Genomic DNA, 15,164 nt, shown 5'->3' with positions numbered 1-15,164 from the left:
AGAAGAAAAGAATGTTAAGCAAACTTAGGCGCTCTGGGATGAGCGCCTTTTTTATGTCTTGAATTTACTTACACCACGTAGAATATCACCTGAGATGGTATGTAAGTTAACCGCGATGTTTTGTACTTTCGCAGCCTCTTCTTGAGTCATCTTGGTTTGTGCGTTTAAATCAACTAGGTTTCGGTTTATATCATCGGACACCGCTGATTGTTCTTCTGCAGCGGCAGCAGTTTGCATCGACATATCATTGACACGATTTATAATTTCCATGGTATCAGCAAGCAATGACTTGGTCTCTTCCGACAATGAAACTGCGGCATCTGCTTTGTTTACGCCGCTTTCAATTTTTGCCACAACTCCATCAACGCCATTTTGTACTTCGGTGATCATAGTTTGAATGTTTTGTGTCGAATCTTGAGTCTTGCTGGCTAATGCTCTCACTTCGTCTGCTACAACAGCAAAGCCCCGACCTTGCTCACCCGCTCTGGCCGCTTCAATTGCTGCGTTTAGAGCGAGTAAATTGGTCTGCTCAGCAATGCCGCCAATGACATCTAATACGTTAGAAATATTTGTTGATTTTTCAGCAAGGGATTTGGCACTGTCAGATGCATCGACGATTGTTTGGTATAAGGACGAAATATGTGCGGCAGATGAATCTATGCTGCTTAACCCTTTTTCCATTTGATTGAGCGCTGACGTATTTTCATCTGCTGTATTTTGAGCAATTTGAGAAACATCTTTAGTAGCAGTGCTCATTTCTGTGACCGATGTCACGATAAGCTCTGTAGACTGTGTTTGTTGTGTCACAATATCATTGGCCTGGCGAGAAGTAAGATCTAACTCATTACTAGAAGCTTCAAGTTTTACACTATCTTGACGAATGTCATCGACAATTAACTTTAAACTGTCTAAAAAAGTATTGAACGAGTGGGCAAGCTGTCCTAGCTCGTCATTATGACTAATGGTAATTTTATTTGTTAAATCACCTCCTCCAGAGGTAATCTCGTTGATCCTAGAGGTAAGCTGTTGAATTCTGTTTAGTAGGGCTTTTTGGCTTATATAGCCGATCACACAGGCTATTAAGATCACTGCGATGGCAAATAGCCATCTCAAGGTTTTGCTTTTATTATTCGATTCAGCAATTTCTTTTTCGAGCTGTTTAGCTTTTTCAAACGCTATCTCACCAGCGAGATTATATTCATCGCGTAACTTCGAAAAAGCGTTTAGAGATTTGCCTTTTGCTAATTGAATTGCTTGCTGATCAGATGTGTCTTTTAGCCTCAGTACTTCATCAACCGTACTTTTCCACTGTGTGAACTTATTGTTGAAGTCAGAAAATTTGCCTCTGATCTCTGGGTAAACAGCCATAAGTTTAAGGTATTCATTAAACCTATCTTTGGCTTGTTGGGCATTTTCGTTCAAGTCAGAGACGTAGTTGGCAATATCAGCCTTGTCTGAATATACAATACTGAGTTCAGCAACCCTTGCCTGATATAAGTCTCTATCTGCATTTAATACTACACTGAGTGCAGGCATAAATTCGTCAGGAAAGGTACTGGTTTCCTCTTCCAAAGAATTAATTAAATGACCATTGGAAAACTGTACTATGACAAGACACAGCACTAATACAAAAATAGGGATAGAGTATTTAATTGCAATACTGAGGTTTTTCATATGCCCACTTAATAAAAGCATGATTACTTTGCTAAATATTAGTTGGGATATGGAGTATTGCCAGTTTCAAAAAGTGAGTCGAAGGGGGAGGGGAGCGCATACCAAGGTATACGCTCAGCACTATTTAATAAACCTTGCAAATAAGGCCCTTAAGGTAGAAACCTTCTGGGTAGTTACCCGCGATAGGGTGATCGGCTGCTTGGTTCAAACGCTCCATAATCAACAATTCTTTACCTGCATCAAGGGCTGCGTCAGCAACAACTTTTTGAAACAGGTTTTGCTCCATTAAACCAGAACAAGAGAAGGTGAGTAATGTGCCGCCTGGCTTTAGGATTTGCATTGCGATCATATTAATATCTTTATAACCACGACATGCGCCCGTTAGTTGTGCTTTGCTCTCAGCAAACTTAGGTGGGTCCATCACGATAGTATCGAATTGACGACCTTCCTCACGGTACTGGCGAAGTAACTTAAAAACATCTTGTTTAACGAACTCTGCACGTGATAAATCAAGCTCATTATGCTCTACATTTCGCTTTGCAGTATCAAGGGCAGGTTGTGATACATCTACGTTAATGACGTTCTTACAGCCGCCACGTAGCGCATACAAACCAAAAGTGCCCGTGTAACAGAAGCAGTTTAAAACCTCTTTGTCTTTAGAGAAACGTTCAAGTGCTGCACGGCTATCACGTTGGTCCAGATAAAAACCAGTTTTGTGGCCGTTTAAAATATCAACTTCAAGCTTTAAGCCATTCTCTGTAATGACAACAGGCTCATTTGGCGCATCGCCCCAAAGTGCCCCCGTGGTTTTTTCTAGGCCTTCTTTTTTACGTACATCTACGTCAGAGCGTTCATAAATGTGGCAATCAGGGAAAAGCTCACGAAGTGCTTGAACGATATCGCCTTTATGGCGCTCTGCACCCGCACTCAATAGCTGACATACAATATAATTGTCGAATTTATCAATGGTGATACCTGGTAAGCCATCAGACTCGGCTGCGCTTAAGCGAAAACCCGTTAAGCCGCCTTCTTCAATGACTTGACTGCGGGCATCAAAAGCACGCGATAAACGACGTAAGAAAAAATCTTTGTCGATGCTTTCAGATTCATCAAAGCTCCATATACGTGCTCTAATTTGAGAATCAGGACTATATGCAGCAGTAGCTAGAAATTTACCTTCGTTAGAGTAAATTTTAACGGTATCGCCTAGAGCAGGCTTTCCTTTTACTTTTTTGATGGCTTTGGAGAATATCCAAGGATGTTTACGTTTTAATGATTTTTCTCTACCAGGCTGCAAGTACACTGCACAAGACATGAATTTTTCCTAACTTAATTGTATGCTGGGCATTTTAGTTAAGCGTTTACAAACATACAATGTTGATCAGCGAATTATCCGGAGAGTAGGGCATTGAATACTGATAAATTAGCGTCTTTAGAACAAAATTGTCGCGAATTTGTACAAGCATTACCCATAGCCGATGCAGGACATGACCTAGCGCATGTGCAAAGGGTTGTCACAGCTGCCAAGCTTTTGGCTAAAAAAGAACAGGCAGATTTGCAAGTGGTGGTTGCTGCAGCATGGCTACATGACTGTGTGGCAGTCGCGAAAAATAGTCCACTAAGGAGCCAAGCATCAAAATTGGCAGCTGACAAAGCCATCGACTATTTAACAAGTATCGACTTTCCAAGTGAAAAGTTGTCTGCTGTGCATCACGCCATAGTTGCGCACAGCTACAGTGCGAATGTGGAAGCTGAAACACTGGAAGCTAGAATTGTTCAAGATGCCGATAGGCTAGATAGCCTAGGGGCAATAGGTGTTGCACGCTGTTTTACCGTTGGCGGTGCGATGCATCGAAGTGTCTACAAGGTTGACGATCCCTTCTGTGAAAATCGAGAACCAGATGATTATTCATATACCGTTGACCATTTCTATAACAAACTATTCAAATTACCTGAAGTTATGCACACGTATGCAGGAAAGCAAGAGGCAGAAGCTAGGGTGTTGTTTATGAAAGAGTTTATGGAAAGGTTAGGGCAAGAAATAGGCAGCTAAGAATAGTCAATTGAAAAATTTTATTGCGCAAGTCTGACACCGGTGTCATAATGTCGGCGTTTTATCATTTTGTTGTCAAAACGTGTTGGCTGCCCATGTATGTGGGCAGCATTTTTTTAAAATAAATGATAACCCATTAATCAAAGAATTCTAGATTGATATTTCTTTCGTTCAGGATGAATTGCAGTAGAGGTTGAAGTGCTTACTCCCTCGAATGTAGAGCGGGAAACCAGATGAAGAAAGTAACAATAAATAGTGTTGCAGAATACGCCGGCGTATCGAAAAAAACCGTTTCACGCGTATTGAATAATGAGCCCAATGTTAGCCCGGCAACACGTGAAAAAGTACTAAAAGTTTTCAAAGAACTTGATTACACACCGAATCCTATTGCCAGAGGCCTTGCTCGCAATCGCAGCTTTATCATCGGCTGTTTGTACGATAACCCCAGTAAAAGTTATATCACACGTGTTCAAAGTGGTGCTTTAGAAGCATGTCATAAACATAATTACAACTTGCTTATACACCCATGCGAACTGCGCGGCGAAGCGCTCATTGAAAATATAGAACACCTCCTTACAACGTCTCGTCTTGATGGTCTAGTTCTCACGCCACCATTTTCTGATTCTCAAGAATTAATCGAATTTCTTCAAAAGAAAGGTATTAATTACGCACGGGTTGCTTCAGCGATTGAAGATGACACGTCAATTTCAGTTAGAAGTAATGATGAGCAAGGTGCTTTCGAAATCACAGAGCATTTGATTTCTCTGGGTCATAGCCGAATTGCATTTATTAAGGGTCACCCAGATCACAGTGCCACAGAGCAGCGTTTCTCGGGGTATCAGAAAGCGCTTGCAGAGCATAATATTGCATTCGATGCAGAGCTGGTGGCTGAAGGTAACTTCAGTTATCACTCAGGTGCAGATAGTGCAAAAGAGATTTTAGATTTACAACCAAGACCGAGCGCGGTGTTTGCATCGAATGATTACATGGCAGCCGCGGTGTTAAAGTTGGCGACACAATCAAAGCTGAATGTACCTGAAGATATTTCGATAGCGGGTTTTGATAATGCACCGATAGCCCGTCATATTTGGCCAGGATTAACAACCATTGCGCAGCCTGTAGAAGAGATGACGCGACAAGCTGTTGAGCAGTTGATACTTCAGATTAGCGACCCTGATGTAGAAAAAACGCAGACCACACTTGAAGCTAAGCTTATCGTAAGAGAATCGACAGCTAAGCTATAAACCTTTTTCAATTTCTTTACTTGCCCAAGCCTAGCGGTTCGCTGTTAGGCTTTTTTCTTTTTTGACAACTTTTATAGCTCATAAATCAAACTAAAAATTCTGTTTTAAGCCCCTTATAAAACCGTTTTATAAATGTGTAATAAAACTTGTGCTAGATCAACATTCACCATGGCTGCAGGCGTACTATGAAAGTGAGCCAAGCATCAGGTTTGTTTGGAAAAATGACAACTTAAACAGGACTTCACTATGATTATTGATCGCCACAGCTTAGCTAAAGAGTTACCTGAATTTAAAGACAAAATCCACGAACTAAAAATGAATGATCGACATTTTGCGCGCTTGTTTGATGATTACCATAACCTCGATCATGAAGTGATCCGCATTGAAGAGGGAGTTGAAAACACCTCTGATGAATATCTTGAGTCACTCAAAAAGCAACGATTACATCTAAAAGACCAACTTTATTCTATTTTGAAAAGCGCATCATAAAAGTTTTCATAATATAAGGAGTAGCCTGCTACTCCTTTTTTAGTCTTTGCTAATAATATAAAAGACCTCATACCAGTTAAATATCCCTATAATAATTAATGTTTTATATTCAAAAGCTCAATTATGTTTATTGTTAGACTTTGGTTTCGGTGACAAAAAGATTCTTTTATGCAATATTAGAAATTATCAATTTCGAACATTTTTCTGAAAAATTTAATGACAACGCTGTCATTTTGTGTGTAACATTAAATCAACATGAAAAAATGCTCTGCCAAATAACCACAAACTATTTGAGCAATACGTTACAGATCAGGGGTCGCTAAATGATGGCTAAACAGGTTGAACAAGACCAGTTATTTATTGGAATAGATGGTGGTGGCACAAAATGTCGTGCAACTATCTACTCTGCTACACAAGGGGTGTTAGGTACTGGGTTAGGTGGTCCTGCCAATCCATTACATGGTCTTGAACGCACATTAGAGTCAATCATGGTATCAACTCAGCTAGCCTTACAAGACGCTGGTCTTCGTGTTGAACAGGTACATGACATAGTAGCAGGCCTTGGTTTAGCGGGTGTGAATATTCCAGGTCTTTACGACAAAATCATGCAATGGGACCATCCATTTAAAGAAATGTATCTTACAACCGACTTGCACACAGCGTGTATTGGTGCACATGACGGTGATGATGGTGCAGTAATTATTACAGGCACTGGCTCATGCGGTTTCGCTATTGTAAACGGTGAAACAGTCAATTATGGCGGTCATGGTTTTGCTCAAGGTGATATGGGCAGTGGTGCATGGATGGGTCTAGAGGCAGTCAAAGCAGTACTTGTAGATCTTGATGGTCTTGGGCCAAAAACCGTGTTATCTGATACTTTAAAGCAACATTTTCATGTCACAGACGCAATGGGGGTTGCCGAGCAAATGGCAGGTCAACCTTCCAGCGGTTATGCAAAACTTGCACGCCACGTATTTGCAGCTGCAGAGCAGAACGATGAAGTTGCATTGCAAATTGTGAAACAAGGTGCCGAATATATCAGCAACCTTGCGAAAAGATTATTAGAAATTAATCCACCGCGTTTATCTATGATCGGTGGTCTTGCTGAGCCATTAAATAAGTGGCTAGATGCTGATATTGCGAAACTTGTTCAGCAACCAAAACAGCCTCCAGAAATTGGTGCTATCTATTTTGCAATGGAAAGCACCCAGCATGAAATTAAAAAGGTGAACTAATGAGCCAGCAAATTTACAAAGCCAAAAAGCTTTTTGATGGTGAACAATTTCATCATGATGTTGTTTTCTCAGTAGAAGACGGCAAAGTTAGTTATAACGTTTCGGCTGAAAAAGCCGAAGTAATCAATCTTGATGGCCTAGTCGTGCCAGGCTATATAGACGTTCAAGTAAACGGCGGTGGTGGAGCATTTTATAACGCTGATCAAACGACAGCTTGCCTTGAGAAAATGGTGTCTGCGCATGCGCAATTTGGTTCTACTGCGCTTATGCCAACTCTGATCACAGATAAAATTGAAGTGATGCAAGCGGCAGCTGATGCGATGGCAGCTGCCATTGAAAGCAATCAAGCTGGTGTAGTGGGGATCCATTTTGAAGGTCCACACTTGTCTCACCCTAAAAAAGGCACGCACAGTGAACAGTTTATTCGACCCATCACTGAACAAGAGTTCGATATTTATGCGCGTCAAGACTTAGGCATAAAAATGGTGACTTTAGCGCCAGAGACAGTGCCTCTAGCTGATATCGAACGCTTAATTAGCTTAGGCGTTAAAGTGAGTATTGGTCACTCAAATGCAGATTTTGAAACAGCTAACACTGCGCTTAAAGCGGGTGCTGATGGCTTTACCCATTTATTCAATGCGATGTCTGCGTTTACTTCACGTGAGCCGGGCGTTGTTGGTGCTGCGTTATGGGACGACAACAGCTGGTGCGGTTTAATTGTCGATGGTCATCATGTTCATAATACATCAGCTAAATTAGCTATTCGCTCAAAACAGCGTGGCAAAATCATGTTAGTGACAGATGCGATGCCACCAGTAGGTACAGACGATACTGAATTTGCATTTTTCGATGGCCGTAAAGTTATTCGCACTGGCGATCGTTTAAATTCAACAACCGGCGAACTTGCAGGCAGTGTGTTAGACATGGCAAGCGCAGTTCGAAATACGGTTGATTGGTTAGATGTAAGTCTACCAGAAGCGCTTCGTATGGCATCTTTATATCCAGCGCAATATTTAGGCTTAAACAGCAAAGGCCATTTGCGTGAAGGGGCTGATGCAGACTTTGTTCACCTAGATGAGAATTTATTTGCACAGGCAACATATATCGCTGGTGCTCAGATTTAACTTTCCCTGAGGAAAAAACCCCGCTGCAGTATAGCGGGGCTTTTTTATTTGTACTGGAATAAAATATGACAGCAAAAACACAAAAAAAACGATTAGCATCTTTAGATGCACTCCGAGGCATGGACATGTTTTGGATTTTAGGCGGACAGGGCATATTTGCCGCTTTATTTGTTTTAACAGGCTGGCAGGGATGGAAAGCGTTTGAAGCACACACAGTACATAGCCCATGGCATGGCTTTACTTTTTACGATTTAATATTCCCATTATTTATCTTCTTGTCTGGTGTTGCTATGGGTCTTGCACCTAAGCGTATCGATCACCTTCCTTTTAACGAAAGACGCCCGCTATACAACAAAGCAATTAAACGACTGTTTTTACTTATGGCATTTGGTGTTTTGTATAACCACGGCTGGGGCACTGGAGCACCATTTGCATTTGAAGAAGTACGTTATGCCAGTGTGTTAGGTAGAATCGCAATCGCTTGGTTCTTCTGTGCTTTATTAGTTTGGCACTTTAGCTTACGTGTTTTAGCATACTCTGGTATCGGTATTTTAATTTTCTACTGGGTACTTCTTTGCTTTATACCTGTACCTGGCGGTGTTGCAGGTGACTTGTCTGCGGCAGGTAGTTGGAATGCATGGTTTGATAAACACCTTTTACCTGGTATTTCATATCAAAACCGTGTGGTTGACCCTGAAGGTATTTTGTCGAGTTTACCAGCGATTGTGAATGCGATTGCAGGCGTATTTGCAGGACAACTGATTGCCAAAGCCAATGAGCGCGGTGAATGGAAAACCTGTGGCATTTTATTCGGCGCAGGTGTTGTGAGCTTAGTACTTGGTTGGACATGGGACTTACACTTCCCAGTTAATAAAGAGCTTTGGACCAGTTCATTTGTATTGGTAACAGTGGGGTGGAGTGCAATTTTACTTGCTGTTTTCTACGCAGCAGTTGACATTTTAAATGGTCAAAAGCTGGCTTATCCGTTTGTCATTATTGGTGCAAACTCAATCATTATCTACCTAGCGTCATCTTTAGTTGATTGGGAATACATTAGCCGCAGTGTGTTCGGTGGTGTGGTAAACGCAGCCCCAAGTGAATGGCAGCCGGTATTGGCGGTCACTGCGCTGATGGCGGTGCAAATGTTAGTGCTACATTGGATGTATCGTCGTAAGATCTTTGTCAGCGTTTAATTTCAAACCTTGATTATTTACTTATGCAAAAGGCTCATATTAATGAGCCTTTTTGTTATAAAAAAACATAAGTTTTTTTTCACTTTTACTTTACAAGCGCTCAATTAATGATAATAATGACAGCGTTGTCATAATGGTACAGCCTAATAAGATTATCCCGATTAGGTTTTGATCTGGCGCTTATTTTGATTGCACGCGAAGTAAGCCCAGATCCCATTTTTTCTTTTCTTCAACAACGAGCCAAAACCATGCAAATAGTAATCTTAAACGACGCCAATGAAGTTGCAGCTTATGGCGCAGATATCTTTACACAACAACTAAAAAAGAAAGCAGAGTCTGTGTTAGGTTTAGCGACCGGTTCAACACCAGTAGCGCTTTACCAAGAACTAATTCGTCGTAACGAAGCAGGTGAAATTAGCTTTAAAGACGCGACAACATTCAACTTAGACGAATACTTAGGTCTAGATGGTTCACACCCACAAAGCTACCGTTATTTCATGAACGAGCAATTGTTCAACCATGTAGACATCGACAAAGATAAAACCCATGTACCACCGGGTGATGCGAAAAACCCTATTACTGCGTGTCAGGAATACGAAGGTCACATTGCCGCTGCAGGCGGTATTGATGTTCAACTATTGGGCATTGGCCGTAACGGTCACATTGGTTTTAATGAGCCATCTTCAGGTTTAACGTCACGTACACGAGTTAAAACATTAACCAAAGCAACCATTGATGATAATGCGCGTTTTTTCAAAGAAGATGAATACCAACCACATTTATCTATCACTATGGGTATCGGTACTATTCTTGACGCCAAAAAAGTGGTGTTATTAGCGACTGGTGAGAACAAAGCTGAAGCGGTTCATGCAATGATTGAAGGCCCGTTAACGGCAGCCTGCCCAGCATCTGCACTACAGATGCACCGTGACGCGGTTATCGTGATTGATAAGGCTGCAGCAAGCAAGTTAAAAGACATTGAGTTTTATCAGCACATTGAAGCTGAAAACCAAAAGCTTCAGGCCTATTTAGCCTCTTTGTAGTAACGCAACTACATGTTTTAAAAGCCCGTAAGGGCTTTTTTTTTGCAAATTTTACGGCTTATTTATTTAGCTTAGGGTATCTGTGTGTTAGCTTAGGCTCAAATCACGCAAAGGAGTGAATATGCTTCATTACACGCAGATGAGTTTAGACAGAGCGTCGCAGCAACGCAAAGATAGCAACTGGCTAAACACGCAAAAAACGACCAATAGCCGATGGCTTTTAATTCACCAAGATAAAAACTTATTTAGCGCAGACTTACAAAAGCTTCAGTTATTACTCTGGTCGTCAGTCGCGCACTTAAATACCGATGATGCCGTGTATATTGGCCATCAAAACGAATTACACTATTTTGTGTTAGATGTGTCGAATATAGATCCAGATGAAGTGAATGATTTATCAGCGGGTGGCACATTTGAAGATATGCGTAAAGTTGGGCCAAAACTAAATGGTTTTGAAGCATCTATCGGTGTACTCGCAAGGGGGATGTGCTATTGGCATAAAACCCATGTTTTTTGTGGCCGTTGTGGCACAGCAAATAAGCCTTATGAAGGTGGTCATGCGCGTCGTTGTCAAAATGGTGAGTGTCGTCATATTACATTCCCGCGAACTGATCCGGCGGTGATCATGTTAGTGACCCATACTTTTGACGATGGCATTGAGCGTTGTTTGATGGGTCGTCAAGAAAGCTGGCCAGAAGGTGTGTATTCAACGCTCGCAGGTTTTGTTGATCCTGGAGAATCACTTGAACAAGCTGTATTGCGTGAAGTAGAAGAAGAGTCGGGCATTATTGCAGAAGATGCGCAGTATATCGCATCACAGCCATGGCCTTTTCCGTCGTCATTAATGCTGGGCTTTATAGCTAAAGCGAAAACCACAGAGATCTCAGTGGAACAAGATGAACTACAAGACGCTAAGTGGTTTTCAAGAGCAGAATTAAATACATTCGCAGAGTGGGGCGATGATACGCCTGGGCTTAAACTTACCCGAAGAGATTCTATTTCACGTTATTTAGTTGAATATTGGCGTGCACTAGGCGAATAGAATAAGTTAAAAATACCAAGGTTTAACAATGAAAAAGAACACAAAGATTGTCAGTGCTGGCAGAAAAAAACAATATACCCAAGGGGTCGTAAATCCAGTTGTGCAACGTGCTTCAACGGTCGTATTTGATACCGTTGAAGAAATGCAAACCGCCATTAAAGAGCGTGCTGATCGCACCTTATTTTATGGACGTCGTGGTACAAATACCCACTATGCGCTGCAAGATGCCATTACCGAGCTTGAAAATGGTGCAGGATGCGCACTTTACCCATCGGGTGCCGCAGCCATCAGTCAATCTTTATTGTCTTTTTTGAAGTCAGGCGACCATTTATTAATGGTTGATAACGCCTACGAGCCGACACGTGATCTATGTGACAAGATTTTAGCTGGCCTTGGGATCACGACTACGTATTATGACCCAACGATTGGCGCAGGCATCGAAACCCTTATTCAAGAAAACACCAAAGTGATTTTCTTAGAATCTCCGGGGTCAATCACCATGGAAATTCAAGATGTGCCTGCACTTGTTGAGGTTGCGAAAAAGCATAACATCATCACTATGCTAGACAATACCTATGGTAATGGCTGGCATTTTAGACCGCTTGATTTTGGCGTTGATGTCAGTATTCAAGCTGCAACCAAGTACATTGTTGGGCACTCAGATGTGATGATGGGCGTTGCGGTTGCAAATGAAGCCCATTGGCCGACATTGCGTGAGCATTCTTATTTGTTAGGTCAATGTACGTCTGCTGATGATGCTTACTTAGCATTACGTGGTCTTCGTACTATGCCTGTGCGTTTAGCCCAGCACGAAAAAGCGGCGATACAAGTCGCACAGTGGTTGTCTGAACACGAATTGGTTGATCATGTTCGCCACCCAGCATTTGAAACTTGCCCAGGGCATGAATTCTTTAAACGCGATTTTGATGGCAGCAACGGTTTGTTTTCGTTTGTCATGAAAGAGGGCAATCTAAAATCAATCAATGCGTTTTTAGATGCCTTGCATCATTTCAAAATGGGTTTTTCATGGGGTGGCTACGAAAGTCTAGTTACTGCCAATAAAACGATGGAAAAGCTGCGTTCAACAACAGGGTGGGATCACGGCCCGATTATTCGCCTGCATATAGGCCTAGAAGATGTTGAAGACTTAATCGCAGATTTAGACCAAGCACTGCAGGTGTATAAAGAGAATTTGTAAGGTTCGATTATTAAATTGAAACAGATGTATGAAAACGCGACTTAATGTCGCGTTTTACTTTTTACATCGCGCATTTTTCTATTTTCGAATAGAAAAATCTCATAAAACTAATCTTCCCGAGCCAATTAATCCCATCACTAAACCAAAGCCACCGCTGGCAAACCCAAGCACCAGACCAATTCGGCCAAAAAGCTTTTGCCACTTAGGGCGACATAGAAATGGTTTAGCTGCCACTTCACTTTCAGTCATTTGTTGCTGGTCTATGTTAATGATATTTTGTGCTTGGAAAATCTGTAAGCCAAGTATCAATGCAAATGCTGTATAAGCGAGCGTTGGCATAATCCACCCCGAGCTAAATGAGTAACTCATAACGAATAGCACCCCAAATACAAACGTGGTGATTAACATTCTGGTTCTCATAACTTTAAGTATTGCTTTTGTCTGCTCAGTCTTTGCATACTTAATCGGAAATTTCATGCTGTAAAACACCGCGAGCATAGCTGCGAATGCGCCGAGAAAAGCACCACCAAGCACTGCAAAAAGTTTTAATATTGGTGAGCTATACGTTGTATTGCTGACCAGTGTTGCCGCTGCAACGGGTGTACTTGGGGCGACCAAGCCTAAAGCAACTGCTGGGGTAATCGTCGAAATTGCCAATGTACCAAAACGATTTAAATATTGAGACTTTAGCTTCTTTCGGCTTCTTGATAACTGTTGACGTACTTTTTCCTCAGAGATATCTAATAATGCAGCGACTTGCTTGCTAGATTGATCTTCTCGATAGTACAAAATTAAAATCTCACGGCTCTCTTCTGGTAAAGCTGAAACAAGTTGATTCATTAGCATGACTTGTTCATCTTTTAGTAAATCACTATCAGGACAATCATGGTGAGCAAGTAACTGCTCAAGTGATTGCTCGAGTGACTCATTATTGTCAGATACTAAATTCGACTTTTCTCGCAATACGTTTAGAGCTTTATAACGAGCAGTTTGGCGAAGCCAAGGTAAAAAGCTGTGATCGTTTTTTAACTTATCGAGGTTTTGCCATGCATTGATAAATACTTGTTGCGCTACATCTTCACTCGAATGCACGTCCTTCGTGATAGCGAGCGCAATACTGCAAATGAGTTGTCGACATGCTTTGTGAAGTGCTTCAAAGGCATTTACATCACCTTTTCGTGCATGCGACACATACAAAGCAATACTGGCACTGTCTTTCATGTCTAGTTTATACGCTAATGTATTCATGATTTATCCTTAATGAATGCCGTAATTTGGTCGTTTAGCCATTTAGGATCATCATACATAATAAAATGACGAGAGCTTGTATTCATTTTGACTACTGCATTGGGGGAATTTGCGACTTGCTCTTTGTATAGTTGTTCAACGGCTTGTTTGCGAGAGTTATCGTTAAATCCACCTGATGCACCCAGAATAAGTAAATCCGCTTTTATTTTAGCCAGTGATGGTCTTAAATCATTGCTCATTAAATAGTGTATAGCTTTGCCAACGGTAACCGGATCAGAACGTTCAGCCATATCAATGATTTGTTTTTGATACCTAGGTTGAGTGGCTTGAATAAATATGCCGCGCGCTGTTTGCTCTGCTAGTTGCGTTTGATTCATTGATTTGTGCATTAAAAGTATTCGTTCAGCTTGTTGGCTAAGTAAAGCAGGTGTCGTTTGATTTGTGCCGGTAAATATCGGGCCAATATAGGGCAGGCCATCTACTGAAACGACCTTACTAACAAGCTCTGGTTTTTCTAGTGCAATCGACATAGCTAAAAAGCCTCCCAGACTATGACCAATTAGAATTGTTTTATTTGCTACAGCATTTGAAGCTTCTGACCTGCGACTCTCTTCAGTAATAAAAGCAATTAGCTTGTTTTGTAACTCTTTCATCGAAAAGCTTGTAGGTTTTTGATTATCGGCAAATCCGGTGATTGATACCACATGTACACGGTGTTTATCTTTGATTGTGCTTAGAGTGCCTTGCCAAACTTCACCGTTAGACATAAGACCCGGGATCAGAATGATATTGGCATTATCTGTTTGGCTATTTCCGACTGTTTTAACAGTAAAGTGATTATGCGCCCAAACTTGAGCGCTATTTAATGCTGCAGCAATCGCGATGAAAAAAACAATCAATAGGCTTAATTTTGTATGTTTATTTGGTTTGTTATGTGACTTAATCATAGTAGCTCCTGTTGGTTATATAACTAAGTCACACGAGTCATTTAAAGTGTGACAACTTTTTTAAATTTATTTGTTATCCAAAGTAACAGCGATTACATTTGAAAAGTTAAGTAAAAGGATTAAAGTCATGACGCCAGCGATTTTACTCGCCAAAAAAGCCAAAATCTCATTTAACGTGCACGAATACAAGCACGACCCTAAAGCACAGTCTTATGGTTTAGAGGCTGCCGAAAAATTGGGGTTAAACCCATCTCAAGTGTTTAAAACCCTAGTAGTCGAAACTGATAGCAAACAACTTGTCGTTGCGGTTTTGCCCGTTAACCAGCAACTGAATTTGAAAGCGTTGGCAAAAGCCATAGGGGCAAAGAAAGCCGCGATGGCGCCACAGCAATTAGTCGAGCGTTCAACGGGGTACATTTTAGGTGGTGTCAGCCCAATGGCACAGAAAAAACGCCTCGCCACTGTGATTGATAGCTCAGCCAAAGACTTTGAAACCATTTTTGTCAGTGCAGGGCGCAGAGGGCTTGAAATTGAACTGGCGGCAGATGTATTAAGTGAATTAGTAAAAGGGCACTTTGCTCAAATAAAAGTATAACTAACGAAAATTAACTTTTTAAAGCCATCACCCTCTGTTAAACGGCAGCAAATTTTATTTAGAGTATTTTAGAGTTAAG

The 15,164-nt window shown here is 41.3% G+C and carries 14 protein-coding genes; 10 read left to right on the top strand and 4 right to left on the bottom strand.

What is annotated here, in order from left to right:
• Positions 1-51 precede the first annotated feature (51 nt).
• Together AC1HJP_RS06060 and AC1HJP_RS06055 are read right to left on the bottom strand one after the other, a co-directional pair.
• Positions 52-1,674 carry a methyl-accepting chemotaxis protein gene (locus tag AC1HJP_RS06060; protein ID WP_480361039.1) on the bottom strand — a complete coding sequence of 541 codons (1,623 nt, stop codon included), beginning with the start codon at positions 1,672-1,674 and terminating at the stop codon, positions 52-54.
• Positions 1,675-1,798: 124 nt separating this feature from the next.
• Positions 1,799-2,989 carry a class I SAM-dependent methyltransferase gene (locus AC1HJP_RS06055; RefSeq protein ID WP_480361038.1) on the bottom strand — a complete coding sequence of 397 codons (1,191 nt, stop codon included), beginning with the start codon at positions 2,987-2,989 and terminating at the stop codon, positions 1,799-1,801.
• A 93-nt stretch (positions 2,990-3,082) separates the two neighbouring features.
• Between AC1HJP_RS06055 and AC1HJP_RS06050 the strand changes: the two genes are divergently transcribed.
• From AC1HJP_RS06050 to AC1HJP_RS06010, 9 genes are all read left to right on the top strand, one after another.
• Positions 3,083-3,727 carry an HD domain-containing protein gene (locus tag AC1HJP_RS06050; protein WP_480361037.1) on the top strand — a complete coding sequence of 215 codons (645 nt, stop codon included), beginning with the start codon at positions 3,083-3,085 and terminating at the stop codon, positions 3,725-3,727.
• A 233-nt stretch (positions 3,728-3,960) separates the two neighbouring features.
• Positions 3,961-4,971 (top strand): LacI family DNA-binding transcriptional regulator, encoded by a 1,011-nt coding sequence (locus AC1HJP_RS06045; RefSeq protein WP_475160890.1) that lies wholly within the window; start codon positions 3,961-3,963, stop codon positions 4,969-4,971.
• Positions 4,972-5,217: 246 nt separating this feature from the next.
• Positions 5,218-5,460, top strand: a complete 243-nt coding sequence (locus AC1HJP_RS06040) for an HP1242/YdcH family protein (RefSeq protein WP_480361036.1) — start codon at positions 5,218-5,220, stop codon at positions 5,458-5,460.
• Between the two features lie 323 nt (positions 5,461-5,783).
• The gene (nagK, locus tag AC1HJP_RS06035; RefSeq protein ID WP_480361035.1) at positions 5,784-6,695 is read left to right on the top strand and encodes an N-acetylglucosamine kinase; all 912 of its coding nucleotides are present in this window, start codon (positions 5,784-5,786) and stop codon (positions 6,693-6,695) included.
• Positions 6,695-7,819, top strand: a complete 1,125-nt coding sequence (gene nagA, locus AC1HJP_RS06030) for an N-acetylglucosamine-6-phosphate deacetylase (RefSeq protein WP_480361034.1) — start codon at positions 6,695-6,697, stop codon at positions 7,817-7,819. Before nagK ends, nagA begins: the two co-directional genes overlap by 1 nt.
• A 65-nt stretch (positions 7,820-7,884) precedes the next feature.
• A complete protein-coding gene (nagX, locus tag AC1HJP_RS06025) occupies positions 7,885-9,012 on the top strand; it encodes a transmembrane glucosamine N-acetyltransferase NagX (RefSeq protein WP_480361033.1) in 1,128 nt (375 codons plus the stop codon).
• Positions 9,013-9,260: 248 nt separating this feature from the next.
• On the top strand, positions 9,261-10,055 hold the full coding sequence (nagB, locus tag AC1HJP_RS06020; protein WP_480361032.1) for a glucosamine-6-phosphate deaminase: 795 nt from the start codon (positions 9,261-9,263) through the stop codon (positions 10,053-10,055).
• Positions 10,056-10,176: 121 nt separating this feature from the next.
• Positions 10,177-11,097 (top strand): NAD(+) diphosphatase, encoded by a 921-nt coding sequence (gene nudC / locus AC1HJP_RS06015; protein ID WP_480361031.1) that lies wholly within the window; start codon positions 10,177-10,179, stop codon positions 11,095-11,097.
• A 28-nt stretch (positions 11,098-11,125) separates the two neighbouring features.
• Positions 11,126-12,295 carry a cystathionine beta-lyase gene (locus AC1HJP_RS06010; protein WP_480361030.1) on the top strand — a complete coding sequence of 390 codons (1,170 nt, stop codon included), beginning with the start codon at positions 11,126-11,128 and terminating at the stop codon, positions 12,293-12,295.
• Positions 12,296-12,394: 99 nt separating this feature from the next.
• Here AC1HJP_RS06010 and AC1HJP_RS06005 read toward each other — a convergent pair whose 3' ends face one another.
• Together AC1HJP_RS06005 and AC1HJP_RS06000 are read right to left on the bottom strand one after the other, a co-directional pair.
• Positions 12,395-13,543, bottom strand: a complete 1,149-nt coding sequence (locus tag AC1HJP_RS06005; protein WP_480361029.1) for an RNA polymerase sigma factor — start codon at positions 13,541-13,543, stop codon at positions 12,395-12,397.
• Positions 13,540-14,490 (bottom strand): alpha/beta fold hydrolase, encoded by a 951-nt coding sequence (locus AC1HJP_RS06000; protein WP_480361028.1) that lies wholly within the window; start codon positions 14,488-14,490, stop codon positions 13,540-13,542. Before AC1HJP_RS06000 ends, AC1HJP_RS06005 begins: the two co-directional genes overlap by 4 nt.
• 127 nt (positions 14,491-14,617) lie before the next feature.
• On the opposite strand from AC1HJP_RS06000, the gene ybaK reads away from it, so the two are divergent.
• A complete protein-coding gene (ybaK, locus tag AC1HJP_RS05995; protein ID WP_480361027.1) occupies positions 14,618-15,085 on the top strand; it encodes a Cys-tRNA(Pro) deacylase in 468 nt (155 codons plus the stop codon).
• Positions 15,086-15,164: the final 79 nt, after the last annotated feature.

The organism is Pseudoalteromonas sp. NFXS53 (genome assembly GCF_056629255.1).
The sequence above is the reverse complement of the archived record's forward strand: the minus strand, read 5'-3'. Positions and strand labels throughout refer to the sequence as shown.